The sequence below is a fragment of the Massilia sp. UYP34 genome, from assembly GCF_056279385.1.
Map to the genome: position 1 here is coordinate 428,414 of NZ_JBWBRF010000003.1, position 19,979 is coordinate 448,392.

At 63.8% G+C, this 19,979-nt stretch carries 21 protein-coding genes and 1 tRNA gene; 9 read left to right on the top strand and 13 right to left on the bottom strand.

Features of this window, described 5'->3' with window-relative positions:
* Positions 1–14: 14 nt before the first annotated feature.
* Positions 15–91 (bottom strand) — tRNA-Pro (locus tag ACZ9AQ_RS08580).
* Positions 92–181: 90 nt separating this feature from the next.
* On the bottom strand, positions 182–2,071 hold the full coding sequence (locus ACZ9AQ_RS08585; protein ID WP_429203339.1) for an MFS transporter: 1,890 nt from the start codon (positions 2,069–2,071) through the stop codon (positions 182–184).
* Positions 2,072–2,337: 266 nt separating this feature from the next.
* Between ACZ9AQ_RS08585 and ACZ9AQ_RS08590 the strand changes: the two genes are divergently transcribed.
* Complete coding sequence (locus ACZ9AQ_RS08590; RefSeq protein WP_429203340.1) at positions 2,338–2,517, top strand: hypothetical protein; 180 nt, start codon at positions 2,338–2,340, stop codon at positions 2,515–2,517.
* Positions 2,518–2,569: 52 nt separating this feature from the next.
* Here the strand turns inward: ACZ9AQ_RS08590 and ACZ9AQ_RS08595 are convergent, their stop codons facing one another.
* Both ACZ9AQ_RS08595 and ACZ9AQ_RS08600 read right to left on the bottom strand, forming a co-directional pair.
* On the bottom strand, positions 2,570–3,889 hold the full coding sequence (locus ACZ9AQ_RS08595; RefSeq protein WP_429203341.1) for a homoserine dehydrogenase: 1,320 nt from the start codon (positions 3,887–3,889) through the stop codon (positions 2,570–2,572).
* Positions 3,890–3,928: 39 nt separating this feature from the next.
* Complete coding sequence (locus tag ACZ9AQ_RS08600) at positions 3,929–5,152, bottom strand: pyridoxal phosphate-dependent aminotransferase (protein ID WP_429203342.1); 1,224 nt, start codon at positions 5,150–5,152, stop codon at positions 3,929–3,931.
* Between the two features lie 133 nt (positions 5,153–5,285).
* Between ACZ9AQ_RS08600 and ACZ9AQ_RS08605 the strand changes: the two genes are divergently transcribed.
* The 7 genes from ACZ9AQ_RS08605 to ACZ9AQ_RS08635 all read left to right on the top strand — a co-directional run bounded on the left by ACZ9AQ_RS08605 (position 5,286) and on the right by ACZ9AQ_RS08635 (position 11,751).
* A complete protein-coding gene (locus ACZ9AQ_RS08605) occupies positions 5,286–5,666 on the top strand; it encodes an Mth938-like domain-containing protein (RefSeq protein ID WP_429203343.1) in 381 nt (126 codons plus the stop codon).
* A 190-nt stretch (positions 5,667–5,856) separates the two neighbouring features.
* Positions 5,857–6,321, top strand: coding sequence for a peroxiredoxin (locus tag ACZ9AQ_RS08610; RefSeq protein ID WP_429203344.1), 465 nt, complete (start codon positions 5,857–5,859; stop codon positions 6,319–6,321).
* A gap of 263 nt (positions 6,322–6,584) precedes the next feature.
* Positions 6,585–8,417: a PhoH family protein gene (locus ACZ9AQ_RS08615; protein ID WP_429203345.1), complete on the top strand. Its 1,833-nt coding sequence runs from the start codon at positions 6,585–6,587 to the stop codon at positions 8,415–8,417.
* Positions 8,418–8,568: 151 nt separating this feature from the next.
* Positions 8,569–8,925 carry a YciI family protein gene (locus ACZ9AQ_RS08620; RefSeq protein ID WP_429203346.1) on the top strand — a complete coding sequence of 119 codons (357 nt, stop codon included), beginning with the start codon at positions 8,569–8,571 and terminating at the stop codon, positions 8,923–8,925.
* Positions 8,926–9,036: 111 nt separating this feature from the next.
* Positions 9,037–9,441: a YciI family protein gene (locus ACZ9AQ_RS08625; RefSeq protein ID WP_429203347.1), complete on the top strand. Its 405-nt coding sequence runs from the start codon at positions 9,037–9,039 to the stop codon at positions 9,439–9,441.
* A gap of 21 nt (positions 9,442–9,462) precedes the next feature.
* Positions 9,463–10,758, top strand: coding sequence for an RNA polymerase sigma factor (locus tag ACZ9AQ_RS08630; RefSeq protein ID WP_429203348.1), 1,296 nt, complete (start codon positions 9,463–9,465; stop codon positions 10,756–10,758).
* A 108-nt stretch (positions 10,759–10,866) separates the two neighbouring features.
* Positions 10,867–11,751, top strand: a complete 885-nt coding sequence (locus ACZ9AQ_RS08635) for an MBL fold metallo-hydrolase (RefSeq protein WP_429203349.1) — start codon at positions 10,867–10,869, stop codon at positions 11,749–11,751.
* 232 nt (positions 11,752–11,983) lie between these two features.
* On the opposite strand, the gene ACZ9AQ_RS08640 is transcribed toward ACZ9AQ_RS08635, so the two are convergent.
* From ACZ9AQ_RS08640 to rpsF, 7 genes are all read right to left on the bottom strand, one after another.
* The gene (locus tag ACZ9AQ_RS08640; RefSeq protein WP_429203350.1) at positions 11,984–12,994 is read right to left on the bottom strand and encodes an inorganic phosphate transporter; all 1,011 of its coding nucleotides are present in this window, start codon (positions 12,992–12,994) and stop codon (positions 11,984–11,986) included.
* A 22-nt stretch (positions 12,995–13,016) separates the two neighbouring features.
* Complete coding sequence (locus tag ACZ9AQ_RS08645; RefSeq protein ID WP_005666076.1) at positions 13,017–13,643, bottom strand: DUF47 domain-containing protein; 627 nt, start codon at positions 13,641–13,643, stop codon at positions 13,017–13,019.
* Between the two features lie 99 nt (positions 13,644–13,742).
* A complete protein-coding gene (locus ACZ9AQ_RS08650) occupies positions 13,743–15,140 on the bottom strand; it encodes a replicative DNA helicase (RefSeq protein ID WP_429203351.1) in 1,398 nt (465 codons plus the stop codon).
* 109 nt (positions 15,141–15,249) lie between these two features.
* The gene (rplI, locus tag ACZ9AQ_RS08655) at positions 15,250–15,702 is read right to left on the bottom strand and encodes a 50S ribosomal protein L9 (RefSeq protein WP_429203352.1); all 453 of its coding nucleotides are present in this window, start codon (positions 15,700–15,702) and stop codon (positions 15,250–15,252) included.
* A gap of 38 nt (positions 15,703–15,740) precedes the next feature.
* Positions 15,741–16,031 carry a 30S ribosomal protein S18 gene (gene rpsR / locus ACZ9AQ_RS08660; RefSeq protein WP_005666071.1) on the bottom strand — a complete coding sequence of 97 codons (291 nt, stop codon included), beginning with the start codon at positions 16,029–16,031 and terminating at the stop codon, positions 15,741–15,743.
* 30 nt (positions 16,032–16,061) lie between these two features.
* Positions 16,062–16,352 carry a primosomal replication protein N gene (gene priB, locus ACZ9AQ_RS08665; protein WP_292031355.1) on the bottom strand — a complete coding sequence of 97 codons (291 nt, stop codon included), beginning with the start codon at positions 16,350–16,352 and terminating at the stop codon, positions 16,062–16,064.
* Between the two features lie 41 nt (positions 16,353–16,393).
* Entirely contained in the window at positions 16,394–16,792 is a 399-nt protein-coding gene (gene rpsF / locus ACZ9AQ_RS08670; RefSeq protein WP_123070735.1) for a 30S ribosomal protein S6, read from the bottom strand.
* A 323-nt stretch (positions 16,793–17,115) separates the two neighbouring features.
* Here rpsF and lexA point away from each other — a divergent pair, with 323 nt between their 5' ends.
* Complete coding sequence (lexA, locus tag ACZ9AQ_RS08675; RefSeq protein WP_429203353.1) at positions 17,116–17,745, top strand: transcriptional repressor LexA; 630 nt, start codon at positions 17,116–17,118, stop codon at positions 17,743–17,745.
* Between the two features lie 147 nt (positions 17,746–17,892).
* On the opposite strand, the gene ACZ9AQ_RS08680 is transcribed toward lexA, so the two are convergent.
* Complete coding sequence (locus ACZ9AQ_RS08680; RefSeq protein ID WP_429203354.1) at positions 17,893–18,609, bottom strand: tetratricopeptide repeat protein; 717 nt, start codon at positions 18,607–18,609, stop codon at positions 17,893–17,895.
* A 121-nt stretch (positions 18,610–18,730) separates the two neighbouring features.
* A complete protein-coding gene (locus ACZ9AQ_RS08685; protein WP_429203355.1) occupies positions 18,731–19,972 on the bottom strand; it encodes a cystathionine gamma-synthase family protein in 1,242 nt (413 codons plus the stop codon).
* Positions 19,973–19,979: the final 7 nt, after the last annotated feature.

Below are 19,979 nucleotides of genomic sequence, written 5' to 3' on the forward strand. Positions count from 1 at the left end.
TTCACTGGTTCTGTTGGTCGGGGCGAGAGGATTCGAACCTCCGACCCCGTGCACCCCATGCACGTACGCTACCAGGCTGCGCTACGCCCCGACTAGTCGATAATTATATCAGAGCCAGCGAAAAAATCTTGCGTTTTTGCCATACAGTGCGAGATCGTCGCCAACTCCGGGGCGGCAGGCCCTATTTCCAGTCCCCGCGCAGCGCCATCACCTGCTGCTGCAGGTACTCCGGCGTCGCCTGCTCCGGCGCCACCGGCTGGCCGACGGCCAGCGCCAGCTGCGAGCGCATGCCGCGCGCAATCCTGCGCTCGAACAGATTGCTCCTGTCGCGCGTAAACCAGCTGCCCCACAGGCCGCGCAGCGCCATCGGGATCACCGGCACCTTGCTGTGCTCCACGACTCTCGCGATGCCGCTGCGGAACTCGTTCATCTCGCCGGTCGAGGTCAGGCGTCCTTCCGGGAAGATGCACACCAGTTCGCCGTGATGCAACGCATGGGCGATGTCGACGAAGGCCTTTTCCATCGTCCACGGATCTTCCTTGGCCGGCGCGATCGGGATCGCATTCACGGCGCGGAAGATCCAGCGCAAGAACGGCGTCTTGAAGATGCGATGGTCCATCACGAAACGTATCGGACGCGGGCTGGCGGCATTGATCACGATCGCGTCCACATAGCTGACGTGGTTGCACACCAGCACCGCCGGGCCTTCGGTCGGGATGCGCGCCGTGTCGATGGTGCGCACCCGGTACACGGTGTGGATCAGCAGCCAGGCCAGAAAGCGCATCAGGAATTCCGGCACCAGCGAGAAGATGTACACCGCCACCACCGCATTGAGCAGCGCCGTGGTCAGGAACAGTTCCGGGATGCTGAAGCCCTGCCCCAGCAGCAGGATGGCCACGCCGGCGGACGCCACCATGAAGATCGCGTTCAGGATATTCATGCCGGCAATCGTGCGCGACACGTGCTTCTGGTCGCAGCGGGTCTGGATCAGGGCGAACAGCGGCACGATGAAGAAGCCGCCGAACACGCCGATCATCACCAGGTCGGCCAGGATGCGCCAGGCGCCGGGCTGGTTCAGCAGGCCGGTCCAGTCCACCAGCGTCGTGCTGGCGACAAAGGCTTCGCTGGCGAAATACAGGTCGATGCCGAATACCGACAGGCCGATCGACCCGAACGGCACCAGGCCGATCTCGACCTTGTGGCCCGACAGGCGCTCGCACAGCAGCGAGCCGAGACCGATGCCGAGCGAGAACACGGTCAACAACAGCACGAACACGCTGTGGTCGCCCATCAGATAGTCTTTCGAAAACACCGGGAACTGTGCCAGCAGCAAGGCGCCATAGAACCAGAACCAGGAATTGCCGAGCATCGACAGGAACACCGTGCGGTTCTGGCGCGAGTACGCCAGGTTCCGCCACGATTCGGCAATGAAGTTACGGCTGATGCGCAGCTCGGGCACCGGCGGCGGCGACGGCGGGATGCGCCAGGCGGCGGCCAGGCCCAGCACGGCAAAGAGCAAGGTTGCACCGGCCACCAGCATGATGCCGTTCGGCTTGTAGCCGACCAGGATCGCGCCCGCCACTTCGCCCAGCAGGATGCCGACGAAGGTCCCCATCTCGACCACGCCGTTGCCGCCGACCAGCTCGTCGGGCTTCAGGTTCTGCGGCAGATACGCGTACTTGACCGGCCCGAACAGCGTCGAATGCATGCCCATGCCGACCACCGCCGCGATCAGGAGCCACAGCGTGTGCGTCATCCAGCCGATGCCGGCCACCAGCATGATCGCGATCTCGGCGACCTTGACGATGCGCGCCAGCCTGGCCTTGTCGAACTTGTCGGCGATCTGGCCCGCGGTGGCCGAGAACACCACGTAGGGCAGGATGAACAGCCCCGGGATCAGGTTGTTGAGCAGCGAGGGATCGAGCGTGGTCCAGTTGATCGCGTCATAGGTCATGACGACCAGCAGCGCCGTCTTGAACAGATTGTCGTTGAAGGCGCCCAGGAACTGGGTCCAGAAGAACGGGCCGAAACGGCGCTGGGTCAGCAGGGAAAACTGATTCGGTTGGCTCATGCTGGAACGCTCGGCTGTGATGGAGTGCGTAATGTACAACGCAAGGCACAACCGGACAAACGCTGTTTCTCACATTCATGATTGCGTATTCGCATCCAAACCCGTAAGTATTGCTCTACAGTACGACGTGCTTGCGCGCGCATGGACTTCCCGGCACGGCAAGCGTGCTGGCCGTCACCGTCCGGGCGTGCGGCGGATGCTTGAAGCCGGTCAAATCAGGCTTGATCTGGCACATTGGTGCACTGCAGCGAGGGTAGAATCCGCGGATGACTTCCGCCAACTTCCACATCAGCTACGCCAGCGTCGCCAATGCGCTGTTCGAGCATATCGAGCAGGACCTGCTGCTCCTCACCACCGCCCTCCTCGACGATGACGAGGAATTACCGCGCCGTTTCGAGCCGTATCCAGCGTCCTTGCTGGCGCACGAGAGCATGCCGCCGCCATGAAAAAACCGCCGTTGCCCTGGCATGGGCAACGGCGGTTTCGGCGGCGTCTCCCTCAGGCCAGCGCTTCCAGGCGAATCCGCGTCACCTTGCCGATCACTGCCGGCAAGCCTTCGATCTTGGCGATCGCCGCGTCGATGCTCTTTTCGCGCGTCTGGTGCGTGAGCATGATGATGTCGATGTCGGTCTGGTCGCCCGGCTCCTTCTGCAGCACGGCGTCGATCGAGATGCCGGCGTCGGCCAGGATGCGGGTCAGGTCGGCCATCACGCCCAGCTTGTCCTGCACGTGCACGCGCAGGTAATAGCTGCTGGTGATCTCGGACATCGGCATGATGGCGACGTCGGTCATCTGGTTCGGCTGGAACGCCAGGTGCGGAACGCGGCTGTACGGATCGGCGGTCAGCAGGCGGGTCACGTCGACCAGGTCGGCGATCACGGCCGACGCCGTCGGTTCCGAACCGGCGCCCTTGCCGTAGTACAGCGTGGCGCCGACCGCATCGGCCTGCACCAGCACCGCGTTCATCGCGCCTTCGACGTTGGCGATCAGGCGCGCGGCCGGGATCAGGGTCGGGTGCACACGCAGCTCGACGCCCTCGCCCGACTCGGTGTGGGTGCGGCGCGTGATGCCCAGCAGCTTGATGCGGTAGCCGAGCTGTTCGGCGTAGCGGATGTCGGCCGCCTGCAGCTGGCTGATGCCTTCCACATAGGCCTTGTCGAACTGCACCGGAATGCCGAAAGCGATCGCCGACATGATGGTCAATTTATGGGCCGCGTCCACGCCCTCGATGTCGAAGGTCGGGTCGGCCTCGGCATAGCCCAGTTCCTGCGCCTGCTTGAGCACGGTCGCAAAATCCAGGCCCTTCTCGCGCATCTCGCTCAGGATGAAGTTGGTGGTGCCGTTGATGATGCCGGCCACCGATTCGATGCGGTTGGCGGTCAGGCCTTCGCGCAGGGCCTTGATGATCGGCACGCCGCCGGCCACGGCGGCCTCGAAGGCCACCATCACGCCCTTCTCCTGGGCCGCGGCGAAGATCTCGTTGCCGTGCAGCGCCAGCAGCGCCTTGTTGGCAGTGACGACGTGCTTGCCGTTGGCGATTGCTTGCAGTACCAGTTCGCGTGGCAACTCGTAGCCGCCGATCAGCTCGACGACGATGTCGATGTCCGGATGGTTGACCACCGCAAACGGGTCGGCCACGATCTCGACCGCACCGCCGGTCACTTCGCGCGCGCGTTCGATGTTGCGCGCCGCAATCATCGCAATCTCGATGCCGCGTCCGGCGCGGCGGCGGATGTCTTCCTGGTTGCGTTGAAGGACGTTGAAGGTACCGGCACCCACGGTGCCGATGCCCAGGAGGCCAACTTGAATCGGTTTCATAAAATCTGTTTCTCTTGATGGTCAGGACGCCGGTCCGGTTCAGGCGTGGCGTCGTCGGTAACCGTCGAGGAAGCGCGCAATGCGTCCGCAAGCGTCGGTCAGGTCGTCGGAATTGGGCAGGAACACCAGCCGGAAATGGTCCGGGGCAATCCAGTTGAAGCCGGTGCCTTGCACCAGCAGCACTTTTTCCTCGGACAGCAGTTCGCAGATGAACTGCTGGTCGTCCGTGATCGGATACATCTTCGGATCGAGGCGCGGGAACATGTAGAGCGCGGCTTTTGGCTTGACGCAGGACACACCCGGTATTTCGGTAAGCAATTTATGCGCGAGGTCGCGCTGTTTCAGGAGGCGCCCGCCCGGCCCCACCAGGTCTTTGATGCTCTGGTGCCCGCCGAGCGCGGTCTGGATGGCGAACTGGCCCGGCGCATTGGCGCACAGGCGCATCGAGGCCAGGATGTTCAGGCCTTCGATATAGCCCTTCGCATGGCGCTTCTCGCCCGAGACCACCATCCAGCCGGCGCGGTAGCCGCAGGAACGGTAGTTCTTCGACAGGCCGTTGAGGGTCACGAACAGCACGTCGTCGGCCAGCGAGGCGATCGAGACGTGCTCCGCGCCATCGTACAGGGTCTTGTCGTAGATCTCGTCGGCGTAGACGATCAACTGGTGCTGGCGCGCCAGCTCGATGATGTCGAGCAGCACTTCGCGTGGATACAGGGCGCCGGTCGGGTTGTTCGGGTTGATGACGACGATCGCGCGCGTGTTCGGCGTGATTTTCCGCCGCATGTCCTCGATGTCGGGCAGCCAGTCGGACTGTTCGTCGCACACGTAGTGCACCGGCGCGCCGCCGGCCAGGCTCACGGCCGCGGTCCACAGCGGGTAGTCGGGCGCCGGCACCAGCACTTCGTCGCCGTTGTTCAGGAGGCCCTGCATCGACATCACGATCAGCTCCGAGGCGCCATTGCCCAGGTAGATGTCGTCTATGCCCACGCCGACGATGTTTTTCTCTTGCGTGTAATGCATGACGGCCTTGCGCGGCGCGAACATGCCCTTGGAGTCGGTATAGCCGGCGGCGCCGTGCATATTGCGGATCATGTCGCTGACGATCTCGTCCGGCGCATCGAAGCCGAACACGGCGAGGTTGCCGATGTTGAGCTTGATGATCTTCTGGCCGTCTTCTTCCATCTGGCGCGCCTTCTCCAGGGCCGGTCCGCGGATTTCGTAGCAGACGTCGTCGAGCTTGTTCGATTTGGCGATCGGTCTCAAAATTTCCTCTGGGTGTAAGCGTGCTCTGTTGCAGTGCGAAAAAATACCATTCTGCCGAAAGCGCCCCGTTTAAGCAACCTTGCCGATCCGGTTACAATGGGCCCTTGTTAGCACACCCGATCCAGCAAACGCCATGAAGCTTCATTCCGACAACACTCAACAATACCAGACCGTGACCGGCTATGACGCCTCGGGCGTGGAAATCAATGCCGAGCGTTTCAATTACAGCCTGACGGTGCTCCCGGAGATCCCGCCGCGGCCGTGGAACGTGACCCGCTTCGACGACCTGACCGCCGCCCACTTCGAGGAGATCGCGAAGGACGCGCCGGACGTCGTCATCCTCGGCACCGGCGAGCGCCAGCGCTTCGTGCACCCGCGCCTGGTGGCCAGCCTGTCGGCCATGCACGTCGGCGTCGAAAGCATGGACAGCCAGGCCGCCTGCCGCACCTATAACGTGCTGATGGGCGAAGGCCGCAAGGTCACGCTGGCCCTGATCATCGACGCCGGCGCCTGAACCACGGCCCGAATCGACGGGATCGTCGGCAGAAACGTTTCATCAAGCACATAAATAGTGCGATTCTGTCCAGCCGGACACTAGCGGCAGGTGGCATGGCCGGATTATCATGCAGTGCCGCTCCCCGCCACCATGCGCCGGGAGGTAAATATTTGCAGCGCAGTGCGCTGTCACTGCCCAGGAGAAGCCCGTGGCCGAGAGCCAAGCAACCATCGCACCATTTTCCGCCCCGATGACCGGTGGCCAGACCTTCGAGCTGCTTGGCCGTCCCGCCAGGTACACCGTGCTGTACTTCTACCCCAAAGACAATACGCCGGGCTGCACGACCGAGAGCATCGCCTTTCGCGAAGCCTGGCCCGAGTACCAGGCGCTGGGCGCCGAGATCTATGGCCTGAGCCGCGATTCGCTGCGCTCGCACGAGAATTTCAAGGCCAAGCTGGGCCTGCCCTTCGAACTGATCTCCGATCCGGACGAAACCGTCTGCACGCAATTCAATGTCATGAAGATGAAAAACATGTATGGCAAACAAGTGCGTGGAATCGAGCGCAGTACGTTTGTCATTGACGCTCAAGGCCGATTGGTGAAAGAATGGCGTGGCGTGAAAGTCAATGATCACGTCACCGAAGTGCTGGAATTTTTGAAGAGCCAGCCCTGAATTACGGATGGCTCCAGTTCGTTCAACCTGCTGGATCGCTATCCTTTATTTTGAGTCAACCCGTAATTCATCCACATCCTTCCAATCTGGTTTCCCGCCGGGCCGGAGCATTTCCAGGCTCGGCCTTACTGCAGACATTTTCCTTCGCAGTCTATCCGGCGGCGCACCCGCCACTCCCGTTAGTAGCATCGACTCCGTGCGGCAGCGCGCCACGTGGCCCGCGCGCGCACGGCCATCCAGACTTTTTTTAGATTGAGAACCTGATGCCACTGCCAAAGATGCCTACCCAGCCAGCGACCATGCTGCTGGCAAAAGATTACCCCAAGGCCGAACCCGGCAAATCGCCGGTACGTCCCGTCTCGGCCCAGGCCAATGACGACGTCGAGGACCTGATCAGCGGCCAGGCCGTGCCGACGCCGAAATCGCGCGCACGCCGCAAGGCACAAGACACCCTCGCCGCGGCGCAAGCGCCCGCGGCGGCCAAACCCGTCGCAGCCGTGCCAGCCGTGGCCGCCGAGGCGGGGCAACCGGCCCGCAAGAGCGGCAAGCAAGGCAAGCAGAACTGGCCTGAAGCCGCTCCTGTGCAAGCCAAGCTGCGCGAGACCGACGCCGATCAACCGCATCCGGCCAAGCACAAGCCGGTCGAAGTCACCATCAAGTCGTCCACCAGCCGCAAGGCCGACCGCTCCGGCGCCACCAAGGTGTTCGTGCTCGACACCAATGTGCTGATGCACGATCCGTCCTCACTGTTCCGCTTCGAAGAGCACGACGTCTATCTGCCGATGATGACGCTCGAGGAACTGGACAACCACAAGAAGGGCATGTCCGAGGTCGCGCGCAACGCGCGCCAGGTTTCACGCACGCTCGACGCCCTGATCGCCAACGTCGACGATGACGCCATCGAGTCCGGCATTGCGCTGTCCAAGCTGGGCAACAAGGATGCCAAGGGGCGCCTCCTGTTCCAGACCCGGCTGAACAGCGCCGCCCTGCCCGAGGGTCTGCCGGCTGGCAAGGCCGACAACCAGATCCTGGGCGTCGTGCGCGCGCTCGAAGAGCAGATGGCGGGCCGCGCCATCGTGCTGGTGTCGAAAGACATCAACATGCGCATCAAGGCGCGCGCCATCGGCCTGCCGGCCGAGGATTACTTCAACGACCACGTGCTGGAAGACACGGATTTGCTGTACTCGGGCATCGTCCAGCTGCCGGACGATTTCTGGGACAAGCACGGCAAGGACGTCGAATCCTGGCAAGAGAACAAGAACGGCAGCTCGGCGACCTATTACCGCGTCACCGGCCCCGTGATCCCGACCCTGCTGGTAAACCAGTTCGTGTTCCTCGAGCCGAAGGATGGCCAGTCGCCACTGTACGCGCAGGTCAAGTCGATCAACGGCAAGACCGCCGTGCTGCAGACCCTGCGCGATTACAGCCACAACAAGAACAACGTGTGGGGCATCACGGCGCGCAACCGCGAGCAGAACTTCGCCCTCAATCTGTTGATGAACCCCGAGGTCGACTTCGTCACCCTGCTGGGCCAGGCCGGTACGGGTAAAACCCTGCTGGCGCTGGCGGCCGGCCTGGCGCAGGTGCTGGAGACCAAGCTCTACAACGAGATCATCGTCACCCGCGTCACGGTGCCGGTGGGCGAGGACATCGGCTTCCTGCCGGGCACCGAGGAAGAAAAGATGTCGCCATGGATGGGCGCCTTCGACGACAACCTGGAGGTGCTGATGAAGTCGGACGGCGACGCCGGCGACTGGGGCCGCGCCGCCACGCAAGACCTGATCCGCTCGCGCATCAAGATCAAGTCGCTCAACTTCATGCGCGGTCGCACCTTCGTGAACAAGTTCCTCATCATCGACGAGGCGCAGAACCTGACGCCGAAGCAGATGAAGACCCTGGTCACGCGCGCCGGTCCCGGCACCAAGATCCTGTGCCTGGGCAATATCGCGCAGATCGACACGCCATACCTCACCGAGGGTTCGAGCGGCCTGACCTATGTGGTCGACCGCTTCAAGGGCTGGAACCACGGCGGCCACGTGACCCTGGCGCGCGGCGAACGCTCGCGCCTGGCCGACCACGCCAGCGACGTGCTGTAACGGCGCGCGCCGCCTGCACGAGGCGGCAGTGCCCCCAACGCCCGCCCTCACCGGCGGGCGTTTTTTTTGCCTGAATCGCAAACAGCGCTACCATAGGAGGAACGGCTGCGCCGTCCACGCGTCCGGACCCACCTCGCCCACAGGAGACCCCATGCCCCACATGCTGCTCATCCACGAGCCCATCGGCCAGCGCGCGACCCGCAGCGAAGCCGAAGGACGCGCCGCCTACGAGCGCATGCTGCGCTGGGGCGACGACCTGAAGGCGCGCGGCCTGCTGCTGGCGGCCGAGTCACTGGCGTCGCTCGACAGCGCGGTGCGGGTGAGCGGCCCGGCCGGCAAGGCGCGCATCGTCGACGGCCCGTTCGCCGAGGCCAAGGAAATGGTGGGCGGCTTCTTCATGGTCGACGTCGACTCGCGCGACGAGGCGGTGCGGCTGGCCGCCGAGTGCCCGGCCGCCGAATGGGCCATGGTCGAGGTACGCGCGCTGGCGCCCTGCTTCATGCGCTAGACGACGGCGTCGATATTTTTTTGCCGGGGGTGTCGAAAACGGTAAGCGCCGTTCGTCGTGGACCATGCAAGGCCCGCTGCCGCGGGCCGCTCACCACCACAGGAGAACACCATGCGATTCATGATCATCGTCAAGGCCAGCGCCGCGTCCGAAGCCGGAGAGATGCCGCAAGAGCCGCTGCTTGCCGAAATGAACGACTACCACCAGGAGCTGGCGCGCGCCGGCGTCCTCCTCGACGGCAATGGGCTCAAGCCGAGCAGCCAGGGCTGGCGCATCCGCTACGAAGGCGGCGAGCGGCGCGTCGTCGACGGCCCGTTTACCGAAACCCGCGAGCTGATCGCCGGCTATACCCTGATCCAGGTCCGTTCGCGCGAGGAGGCGCTCGAATGGACGCGCCGCTTCCCCAACCCACGCGGCCCGGGCCTGGAAGCCGAGATCGAGGTGCGCCAGCTGTTCGAACTGGACGACTTCGCGCCGAGCGAGACCATCGAACGCATGCGTGCACAACAAGCGTGAGAGGAAAGCCGCTCAGGACCGATGAAGGGCAATGACGCGCGAATGACAGGCAAGGTCGAGGACACCATCGCGGCGGTGTGGCGGATCGAATCCGGCCGCATCGTCGCCAGCGTCGCGCGCATCGTGCGCGACGTCGGGCTGGCCGAGGAGCTGGCCCAGGACGCCCTGGTGGCGGCGCTGGAACGCTGGCCACGCGACGGCATCCCCGACCGTCCCGGCGCCTGGCTGCTCACGACGGCGCGCAACGGCGCCGTCGACCTGCTGCGACGCGACCGCAGCCTGCGCCAGAAGCTGGAACGGATCGGCCTCGACCTCGGAGCCCGGGAGGAGCTGACGGTGCCGGATTTCGTGGACGACCTCGACGCCAGGCGCAGCAGCGTGGTCAAGGACGACCTGCTGCGCCTGATGTTCGCCGCCTGCCACCCGGTGCTGTCGCTCGACGCGCGCCTGGCGCTGACGCTCAAGCTGCTGGGCGGCCTGGCCACCGCCGAGATCGCGCGCGCCTTCCTGGTTCCCGAGAGCACCATCGCCCAGCGCATCGTGCGCGCCAAGCGCACCCTGGGCGAAGCGAAGGTGGCGTTCGCGCTGCCGCCGCCCGCCGAACTGGGCGAGCGCCTCGGCGCCGTGCTGGAGGCGGTCTACCTGATCTTCAACGAAGGCTATGCCGCCACCGCCGGCGCCGACTGGATGCGCCCGGCCCTGGTCGACGAGGCGCTGCGCCTGGGCCGCATCCTGGCCGAGCTGGCGCCGAACGAACCCGAGGTGCACGGCCTGGTGGCGCTGATGGAGCTGCAGGCGTCGCGCATGGCGGCGCGCCTTGATTCGGCCAGGCGCCCGGTGCTGCTGCTCGACCAGGACCGCGCACGCTGGGATGGCGTGCTGGTCCGGCGCGGCCTGGCCGCCCTCGCGCGCGCCGCGCGCATCGCGGTGCCACGCGGCCCCTACGTGCTGCAGGCCGAGATCGCCGCCTGCCACGCGCGCGCCCACCGCGTTGACCTGACCGACTGGCGCCGCATCGCCGATCTGTACGACGAACTGGCCGTGGTCCAGCCCTCGCCCGTCGTCGAACTGAACCGCGCGGTGGCGGTGGGCATGGCCGACGGCCTCGCGGCCGGCCTGGCGCTGGCCGACCGGCTGCTGGCGGACGGCCGGCTGGACGGCTATCACTGGCTGCCGAGCGTGCGCGGCGACCTGCTGTTCAAGCTCGGCCGCCGGCCGGAGGCGCGCGCCGAATTCGCGCGCGCGGCCGCGCTCACCGCCAACGCCAGCGAGCGCGAACTGCTGCTGCGGCGCATGCGCGACGCAGCCGATGCCTGAGCCGGCGCAAAGACTGTGCGTTCATTCACGCCTATGCCGGAAGGATACATACCGTTATGATCTCGGCTGTATAGAATAAAACTGAGCGATCGTGACGGGAGGCTTGCAATGAAGTTCCGGTTCTGGGGAGTGCGTGGATCGATCCCGTCGCCGGGCCCGCGCACCGCGCGCTACGGCGGCAATACCACCTGCATCGAAGTGCGCACCGACGCCGGCGCCCTACTGATCCTGGATGGCGGCACCGGGCTGTTTCCGCTGGCCCAGCACCTGGCCCAGCAAGGGCCGGTGGCCGCCAATATCTTCATCACCCACAGCCACTGGGACCACATCCACGGCCTGCCCTTCTTCACGCCCCTGTTCGTCAAGGGCAACCGGGTGCGCCTGCACGGCGCCCACGACGAAACCACGGGCCACGGCATCGAGCACGTGATGAACGTCCAGCTGCAGAACAGCTATTTTCCGGTGGGCGAAGCGCAGATGGGCGCCACCCTCGACTACCGCACGCTCGGGATCGGGACCCCGATCGCGCTGGAAGACGCCGTGGTGTCGAACGTGGCGATGAACCATCCGGTGCTCAACCTAGGCTACCGCATCGACTGCAACGGCAAGTCGCTGTTCTTCACCGGCGACCATGAGCCCTGCCCGCACCCGGACGGCAGCGGCGCACACGCCGCCTGCGAGGAACACCTGCGCGAGCGCGAACGCAGCATGGACGCCGTCATGCGTGGCGTGGACGCCCTGATCGTCGACTGCTCCTATACGCGCGAGGAATACCCGTCCCGGCGGGGCTGGGGCCACGGCACCTTCGACGGCGCGCTCGAGATGGCGCTGCGGGTGGGCGCGCGCGCGCTGTACTGCACGCACCACGAGCCGACGCGCGGGGACGACGAACTCGAAGCGGTGTTTGCCGAGGTGATGGCGCGCTACGCGGGGCGGCTCGATGGCTTGCAGGTGTTCCTGGCCTACGAGGGGCTGGAAGTCGATCTCGGGTAGACCGCGCAAGGCGAAAGTCTTCTTGAGTTAGCGTAAAAACGTCGTTACTGCCACTGGCAGTAACGACTCCCCACGAAGGTGGGGACCCAATCTTGCAAGCGTTTCGACGACGTTTGCAGAACTTGGGTCCCCGCCTGCGCGGGGACGACGTATTTGACGGCTAGCTCAGCAGCTTAACTTGACGGTATTAGCGCCACCGGCTCCGCTTCGCATCATGCGCTCAACGCGTCCATCACATGATGTGGGTGCCGATCCACCACGCCACCGCGGCGATGAACGCCGACGCCGGAATGGTGAAGACCCACGCCCACACGATGTTGCCGGCCACGCCCCAGCGCACGGCCGAGGCCTTCTGCGCGGCGCCCACGCCGACGATTGCGCCGGTGATGGTGTGGGTGGTCGACACCGGGATGCCGAAGGCGCTCGACATCAGGAGCGTCATCGCGCCGCCGGTCTCGGCGCAGAAGCCGCCCACCGGTTTGAGCTTGGTGATCTTCTGGCCCATGGTCTTGACGATGCGCCAGCCGCCGAACAGCGTGCCGAAGGCGATCGCGGCGTAGCACGAGATGATGACCCAGGCCGGCGGATGGGCGTCGCTGGCGCTGACGTAGCCGGCGGCGATCAGCAGCATCCAGATGATGCCCATGGTTTTCTGCGCATCGTTGCCGCCGTGGCCCAGCGAATAGGCCGCGGCCGAGACCAGCTGGAGCTTCCGGAACAGGCCGTCGACCTTGCGCGGCGTCGCCTTGACGAACACCCAGGCCACGATCAGCATGATGATCGATCCGAGCGCAAAGCCCAGCAGCGGCGCGACCACGATGAAGGCGACGGTCTTGAGCAGGCCGCCGGAAATGAGCGAGCCGGTGCCGGCCTTGGCCACCGCGGCGCCGACCAGGCCGCCGATCAGGGCGTGCGAGGACGAGGACGGGATGCCGTAGTACCAGGTGATCAGGTTCCAGGTGATGGCGCCGACCAGGGCGCCGAAGATCACGTAGTGATCGACGATGTGCGGGTCGATGGTGCCCTTGCCGATGGTCTGCGCCACCTTCATGTTGACCACGAAGATCGCGATGAAGTTGAAGAAGGCGGCCATCGCGACGGCATGCTGCGGCTTCAGGACGCCGGTCGACACGACGGTGGCGATCGAGTTCGCCGAATCGTGGAAGCCGTTCATGAAGTCGAAGACGAGTGCCAGCACCACCAGCCCGCCCAGCACGTAAATGCTGATGTTGAGAGTATCCATGGTTGTTCCGCTCGAACGACGCTTACGCGTTCTCGACGATGATGCCTTCGATGATGTTGGCCACGTCTTCGCAGCGGTCGGTCACGGTTTCCAGGATCTCGTAGATCGCCTTCATCTTGATCAGGTTGCGCACGTCCGGCTCGTCGCGGAACAGCTTGGACATGGCGGCGCGCATCACGTGGTCGGCGTCCGACTCGAAGCGGTCGATCTCTTCGCAGATGGCGACGATCTTCGGCGCGTTGTCCATATCGTGCAGCATCGACACCGCTTCCTGCACCTTCAGGCAGCACGACAGGCACAGCTCGGCCAGGCGTTTCGCTTCCGGCGTGACCGCGTGCAGGTCGTACAGCGACACGGTCTGGGCCGCGTCTTCCATCATGTCCAGGATGTCGTCCATGCGCGTGATCAGCTTGTGGATGTCGTCGCGATCAAGGGGAGTAATGAAGGTCTTGTGCAGCAGGTCGACCGTGGCGTAGGTGATCTTGTCGGCCTGCTTTTCGATCGTTTCGACCGCATGGGTGCGGGTTTCCAGATCGTCGAAATTGGTCATCAGGCCGACCATTTCATGGGCACCCTTCACGCACAAGGCCGCGTGCTGGTTGAACAGTTCAAAGAAATTGCCTTCTTTAGGCAAAAAGCGTCCAAACATTATTTTTCTCCGTTTTTCTCTCGGTATTTGCCGACGCTCCGGGAAAAGCGACGGCTTGGTATGCGGCGTGACGCCGGCCGCGGTATGCGGCGTAGAATCTTAGTCGCCCTGGTAGACCGACAGGTTGCCGCTGTAATTGCCAAACTTGGTGTATTGGCCAATCCAGGTCAGGCGAATCGCTCCGATCGGGCCATTACGCTGCTTGCCGATGATGATCTCGGCGGTGCCCTTGTCCGGCGAATCCGGGTTGTAGACTTCGTCGCGGTACAGGAAGATGATCACGTCCGCATCCTGCTCGATAGCGCCGGATTCGCGCAGGTCGGACATCACGGGACGCTTGTTGGGACGTTGTTCCAGCGAGCGGTTCAGCTGCGACAGCGCGATCACGGGGCACTGCAGCTCTTTGGCCAGGCCCTTGAGCGAGCGCGAGATCTCCGAGATCTCGGAGGCGCGGTTGTCGCCCGCCTTCGAACCCTGCATCAACTGCAGGTAGTCGACGATAATCAGGCCGAGCTTGCCGCACTGGCGCGCCAGGCGGCGGGCCCGCGCGCGCATCTCGATCGGGTTCAACGCGGGCGTTTCGTCGATGTACAGCTGGGCGTCGTTCATCTTCTGGATGGCGTGCGTCAGGCGCGGCCAGTCCTCGTCGTGCAGGCGGCCGGTACGCAGGCGGTGCTGGTCGAGCTGCCCGACCGAGCCGAGCATACGCATGGCCAGCTGGGTGCCGCCCATCTCCATCGAGAACACGGCGACCGGCAGGCCGGCCTCGATCGCGACGTTCTCGCCGATGTTCACCGAGAATGCGGTCTTGCCCATCGACGGACGGCCGGCGACGATGACCAGGTCGCCCGGCTGCAGGCCGGAGGTCATCCGGTCGAGGTCGATGAATCCGGTCGGCACGCCCGTGATCTCGCCCTGGTTCTCGCGCGAGTACAGTTCGTCGATGCGCTCGACCACCTGGGTCAGCAGCGGCTGCACCGCGAGCCAGCCCTGGGCGCCCCTGGCGCCCTGTTCGGCGATGGCGAAGATTTTTGACTCCGCCTCGTCCAGCATCTGCTTGACTTCCTTGCCCTGCGGATTGAAGGCATTGCCGGAAATCTCGTCGGCGACGGTGATCAGCTGGCGCAGGATGCCGCGGTCGCGCACGATCTCGGCGTAGCGGCGGATATTGGCGGCCGACGGCGTGTTCTGCGCCATCGCGTTCAGGTATTGCAAGCCCCCCACTTCCTCGGCCTTGCCGAGCTGGTTGCAGGCTTCATAGACCGTGATCACGTCGGCCGGCTTGCCGGCGTTGATCAGGCGGACCATCTGTTCGAAAATGATGCGGTGATCGTAACGGTAGAAGTCTTCCGCATGCATGAAGTCGGCGATGCGGTCCCAGGCGGCGTTATCGCGCAGCAGCCCGCCGATGACGGATTGCTCTGCTTCGATGGAATGCGGGGGGATGCGCAGGGCTTCGATCTGCGGGTCTGAGGGTGCTGCGTTCATGGGCGGCATTATACCTTCTCCTGTCACACGGCTGTCATAATTGGTGAGTTTCAGAAGCAAAAAAGCCGGGAGATCCCGGCTTTTTCGTGCACTGCTTTTACGTCAATCCAGCATTCGCTCAGGCAGCTTCGCCTACGACAGCGATGATGATTTCCGACACGACGTCGGTGTGCAGGGCGACTGCAACCGGGAATTCGCCGGTGGTCTTCAGCGGGCCGGTCGGCATGCGAACGGCAGCTTTTTCGACCGGGAAGCCCTGCTTGGTCAGCGCCTCGGCGATGTCCGCGTTGGTGACCGAACCGAACAGACGGCCGTCGACGCCGGCCTTCTGGCCGATGGTGACGGTCAGGCCGCTCAGCTTGTCGCCCTGGGTTTGGGCGGCTGCCAGTTTCTCGGCGGCTGCTTTTTCCAGTTCGGCGCGCTTGGCTTCGAACTCGGCGACGGCGCCAGCGGTAGCGCGGCGGGCCATCTTTTGCGGGATCAGGAAGTTACGTGCGTAACCATCCTTGACTTTGACGACGTCGCCCAGGTTGCCGACGTTGATAACTTTTTCCAACAGAATAACTTGCATGTTTTATCTCCAGGATATCTGACTGTCGTGACCGACGATTAACCGTGGTGCAGGTCGGTGTACGGCAGCAGCGCCAGGTAACGGGCGCGCTTGATGGCGGTGTCGACCTGACGCTGGTAGTGCGCCTTGGTGCCGGTCAGACGTGCTGGCATGATCTTGCCGTTTTCCTGGACGAAGTCCTTCAGGGTGTCGACGTCTTTGTAGTCAACCTGCTCAACGCCAGCGGCGGTGAAGCGGCAGAACTTCTTGCGCTTGAACAGCGGGTTCTGCTGCTTGCGCTTGAGTTTTTCTTTAGCTTTGTTTTTGTCGAACTTTTTACCGAATGCCATTTGAGGCTCCTGTATATCTAAATTGCCGAACTAGGCGGCACTGAAATCAATGATGTGAAACACCAGGGCTTTGCTGTTGCGATTTTTCCGTGCGAGGAAGCCATCGAAGCGGTAGCTGGCGCCGAGCTCGGCGCTGCCAAACCTGCCCGAAATCTCGCCCGCGGCAAACGCGGGGACTTCGAACTCGACCAGGCGATCGATCCCTGCCTCTCGTTGATGCGAACTGTGCATCAGGACGGCTGAAACGATCGGCACACCGGCCGGGGTGTAGCGCAGGACATCACGCTCGGCGATGGTCGCCACGAGCTGGAGCTGATTCACCCGGTTCTACTACTGCTTGTTACGAATTCCTGGAAAAAATCTTAAGCAGCGGCAGCGGCTGGAGCAGCAGCTGCAGGAGCAGCGGCTTCTGCACGGTGGCTCTTGGCTGCGTCTTCGCGCTGCACCGATTTCATCATCGGCGACGGTGCGGTTTCTGCTTTCTTCATCTTGACGGTCAGATGACGCAGAACGGCATCATTGAACTTGAATGCGGTTTCCAGCTCGACCAGGGTCTCGTTGTCGCACTCGATGTTCAGGCAGATGTAGTGGGCTTTTGGCAGCTTCTGGATCTGGTAAGCCATCTGACGGCGGCCCCAGTCTTCCACGCGATGGATGTTACCGCCGCGGCTGGTCACCGTGGTCTTGTAACGCTCGATCATCGCCGGGACTTGCTCGCTCTGGTCCGGATGGACGATAAAAACGATTTCATAATGACGCATGCATTACTCCTTGAGGACGTTTTACATAAATGCCCACCTCGGCGTCAAGACGAGTGTGGGAAGGGAACAGCCAGCTAGTATAGCGTGAAATGGGCAAATTGGGAACATGGCCGTCAAGCGCTTTAAGCCGGCGCCAGGCTCACTCGACATTTACGCTTGCAAAATCCGTACTTTTTACGATGAGCGCGCTTTTTTTGCGCTTTTTCGTGTATATCCCTTGCGTATGACGGAATACTGTACAAAAATACAGTCTACTGCTACAACCCGTTGCTGCAACATCGCATCCAACCACGGCATTTACACACGGCAACCATTACACAGTTATGCTCAAGCTCACTGCAAGGCAAGAACAGATCCTGAACCTGATCAAGGAAGCGATCGAGAACACGGGCTTCCCTCCGACCCGCGCCGAAATCGCGGCCGAACTGGGCTTTCGCTCGGCCAATGCGGCCGAAGAACACCTGCAAGCGCTGGCGCGCAAGGGCGCGATCGAGATTTCGCCGGGCACCTCGCGCGGCATCCGCCTCGTCGGCGCCAGCGCCCAGCAGATTCCCATGCCGCCGCCGTCGCTGATGTCGCTGCCGCTGGTCGGCCGCGTCGCCGCCGGCAATCCGATCCTGGCGCAAGAACACGTCGAAGCGACCTATAACGTCGACACCGCGATGTTCGCGGCGCGGCCCGACTTTCTGCTCAAGGTGAAAGGCTGGTCGATGCGCGACGCCGGCATCATGGATGGCGACTTCCTGGCGGTCAAGAAAATCGACAGCGCCAAGAACGGCCAGATCGTCGTCGCCCGCCTGGGCGAGGAAGTCACCGTCAAACGCTACCGCAAGACGGGCGACCTGGTCGAACTGTTGCCCGAGAACCCCGACTTCAAGGTGATCCAAGTCAGGCCCGACGAAGAGTTCGCGCTCGAGGGGCTGGCGGTGGGGTTGATGCGCAGCTGGAACTGATCTCGATACACATCATCTCCGTGAGCGCGTCGTTCCCGCGCAGGTGGGAACCTCGGTTCGCATGCGCTGCCGGCCACGTCCATCCATCGTGGCGGCGCTGAGGACTTGGGTTCCCGCCTTCGCGGGAACGACGTTTATGGGCGGTCTCTACTGCTTGGCCTTGTTGATCACCGCATTGTGCTGGTCCACGAACGCTTCGGTCGCGCGGCGCCATGCGGCGAAATCGGCCAGTACCATCTTCGAATTGACTTTCGCTCCCTCGGCGATGTTCTGGCGCACCCCCTCCAGGTAGGCGGTCGCGGCCTCGGTTTCCTGCTTGTTCATCAGTTTGGCGACGTCGGGCGGGATGCGGCGGGTCAGCGGCGACTGCGCGTTCAGGTTGGTCACCATCTTGTTGTAGCAATCCTGCCAGCCGGTCACGGCCTTGTTCACGCGCTCGATCTCTTCGTTGATCTTCGACACCGCCGGAATGCGCGGCGCCGGGCAGCGGTACTCGCCCGACTGCAGGTCGGCGCCATCGTAACCCTTGATCCAGTAATCGATCTCGGCGCGACGAAGGGCGCGCTGCTGCATGATCACGAGCGAGTCGGCGGCGATCTTGTTGCCCTTGGCGGCCGACTTCTCGAACCACTCCTTCGCCCTGGCTTCGTCGACCGCGCCGGCTTCGCCATACCAGTACATCTGGCCCAGCTGCTGCTGGGCCTGTGAATTGCCGGCATTGGCCAGCCTGGTGTACAGCTTGAGCGCGCCCGCATAGTCTTTTTTCTCGAACAGGGCGTTGGCGTCCTCGAGCTCGCCGGCGTAGGCGCCGCCGCCGGTTGCGCACAACACCGCGAGGGACAGGCAGGACAGGAATCGTTTCATGGGCATACCGTCAGGCTGGGCTGGTAAAGGTCCATGATAGCCGTGTTTTACGGCTGGGCTCAATCGCGAATGTGACAAGGCCGGCAAGTTGCCGGCCGCATCAAGACAGTTTTACCCGGCTTTACGCGTCCAGCGCCTGGCGGAAGTCGCCGACCAGGTCGGCGGTGTCTTCGATGCCCACCGACACCCGGATCAAGCCTTCGGCGATGCCCATGCTGGCGCGCCGCTCGGGGCCCATTTCAAAGAAGATCGTGTGCGCGACCGGAATCACCAGGGTGCGGTTGTCGCCCAGGTTCGAGGCCGGGATCGCCAATTCGAGGCGGTTCAGGACATCGAACGGGTCGATGTCTGGTTTCAGCTCGAAGCTCAGCAACGAGCCGCCCGAGCGGAACAGCGACGCGACGATCGCGTGCTGCGGATGCGAGGCCAGGCCCGGATAATAGACGGCGGCGACGCGCTCGTCGGCTTCCAGCATCGTCGCCAGGGCCAGCGCGTTGGCACAGGTACGCTCCATGCGCAGGGCCAGCGTTTCGGCGCCGACCGCGATGTGGTGCGCCGCTTCCGGCCCCAGCGCGGCGCCGAAGTCGCGCAGCGCCTTGGCGCGCAGCTGGGCCATACCCTGCGCACTTGCCGTCTGCTTCCTGAAGTTCGGGGCGATGTTCGGGTACGCGGCCCAGTCGAACAGGCCCGTGTCGGTCAGCGCGCCGCCCAGTGCGATGCCATGGCCGCCGATCGACTTGGTCAACGAATTGACCACCAGGCCCGCATGCACGTCCTTGGGACGGAACAGCCAGGGCGTGGTCATCGTGTTGTCGACCACGTACAGGATGCCGCGCGCGCGGCACAGTTCGCCGATGCGGGCCAGGTCCGCCACTTGCGTGCGCGGATTGGCGATGGTCTCGACGAACACCATGCGGGTATCCGGCGTCAGCGCCGCTTCCACCTGGGCCACGTCGGTGGCGTCGACGAAGGCAACGTCGACGCCCTGGCCCGCCACCGTCTGCCACAGGCTGTTGGTATTACCGAACAGAAAACTCGACGACACGATGTGGTCGCCGGCCTTGAGCAGCGCCTGGAACAGCGCGCCGATCGCCGCCATCCCGGTGCCGAAGCACAGTGTGGCGACGCCGTCTTCCATCTTGCTGATCTTGTCTTCCAGCGCCGACACCGTCGGGTTGCCCTGGCGGCCGTAGCGAAAGCCCGGCTCCTTGCCCTGGAACACCGATGCCAGCTGGCGTGCGTCGGCATAGCCGAAGGCGACCGAGGTGTGCACCGGCTTGTGCAGCGAACCCTGCTCGATCGTCTTGCGGCGATCGTTGTGCAATATAGTGGTGGTGAAACCGTAGCTTGGCTTGTCCGACATGGTTTTT

Bases quoted from the DNA above. Each gene is read 5' to 3' on its own strand.
- ACZ9AQ_RS08585 (WP_429203339.1), bottom strand. From the start codon at position 2,071: ATGAGCCAACCGAATCAGTTTTCCCTGCTGACCCAGCGCCGTTTCGGC.
- ACZ9AQ_RS08590 (WP_429203340.1), top strand. From the start codon at position 2,338: ATGACTTCCGCCAACTTCCACATCAGCTACGCCAGCGTCGCCAATGCG.
- ACZ9AQ_RS08595 (WP_429203341.1), bottom strand. From the start codon at position 3,889: ATGAAACCGATTCAAGTTGGCCTCCTGGGCATCGGCACCGTGGGTGCC.
- ACZ9AQ_RS08605 (WP_429203343.1), top strand. From the start codon at position 5,286: ATGAAGCTTCATTCCGACAACACTCAACAATACCAGACCGTGACCGGC.
- ACZ9AQ_RS08615 (WP_429203345.1), top strand. From the start codon at position 6,585: ATGCCACTGCCAAAGATGCCTACCCAGCCAGCGACCATGCTGCTGGCA.
- ACZ9AQ_RS08620 (WP_429203346.1), top strand. From the start codon at position 8,569: ATGCCCCACATGCTGCTCATCCACGAGCCCATCGGCCAGCGCGCGACC.
- ACZ9AQ_RS08625 (WP_429203347.1), top strand. From the start codon at position 9,037: ATGCGATTCATGATCATCGTCAAGGCCAGCGCCGCGTCCGAAGCCGGA.
- ACZ9AQ_RS08630 (WP_429203348.1), top strand. From the start codon at position 9,463: ATGAAGGGCAATGACGCGCGAATGACAGGCAAGGTCGAGGACACCATC.
- ACZ9AQ_RS08635 (WP_429203349.1), top strand. From the start codon at position 10,867: ATGAAGTTCCGGTTCTGGGGAGTGCGTGGATCGATCCCGTCGCCGGGC.
- ACZ9AQ_RS08640 (WP_429203350.1), bottom strand. From the start codon at position 12,994: ATGGATACTCTCAACATCAGCATTTACGTGCTGGGCGGGCTGGTGGTG.
- ACZ9AQ_RS08645 (WP_005666076.1), bottom strand. From the start codon at position 13,643: ATGTTTGGACGCTTTTTGCCTAAAGAAGGCAATTTCTTTGAACTGTTC.
- ACZ9AQ_RS08650 (WP_429203351.1), bottom strand. From the start codon at position 15,140: ATGCCGCCCATGAACGCAGCACCCTCAGACCCGCAGATCGAAGCCCTG.
- rplI (WP_429203352.1), bottom strand. From the start codon at position 15,702: ATGCAAGTTATTCTGTTGGAAAAAGTTATCAACGTCGGCAACCTGGGC.
- rpsR (WP_005666071.1), bottom strand. From the start codon at position 16,031: ATGGCATTCGGTAAAAAGTTCGACAAAAACAAAGCTAAAGAAAAACTC.
- rpsF (WP_123070735.1), bottom strand. From the start codon at position 16,792: ATGCGTCATTATGAAATCGTTTTTATCGTCCATCCGGACCAGAGCGAG.
- lexA (WP_429203353.1), top strand. From the start codon at position 17,116: ATGCTCAAGCTCACTGCAAGGCAAGAACAGATCCTGAACCTGATCAAG.
- ACZ9AQ_RS08680 (WP_429203354.1), bottom strand. From the start codon at position 18,609: ATGAAACGATTCCTGTCCTGCCTGTCCCTCGCGGTGTTGTGCGCAACC.
- ACZ9AQ_RS08685 (WP_429203355.1), bottom strand. From the start codon at position 19,972: ATGTCGGACAAGCCAAGCTACGGTTTCACCACCACTATATTGCACAAC.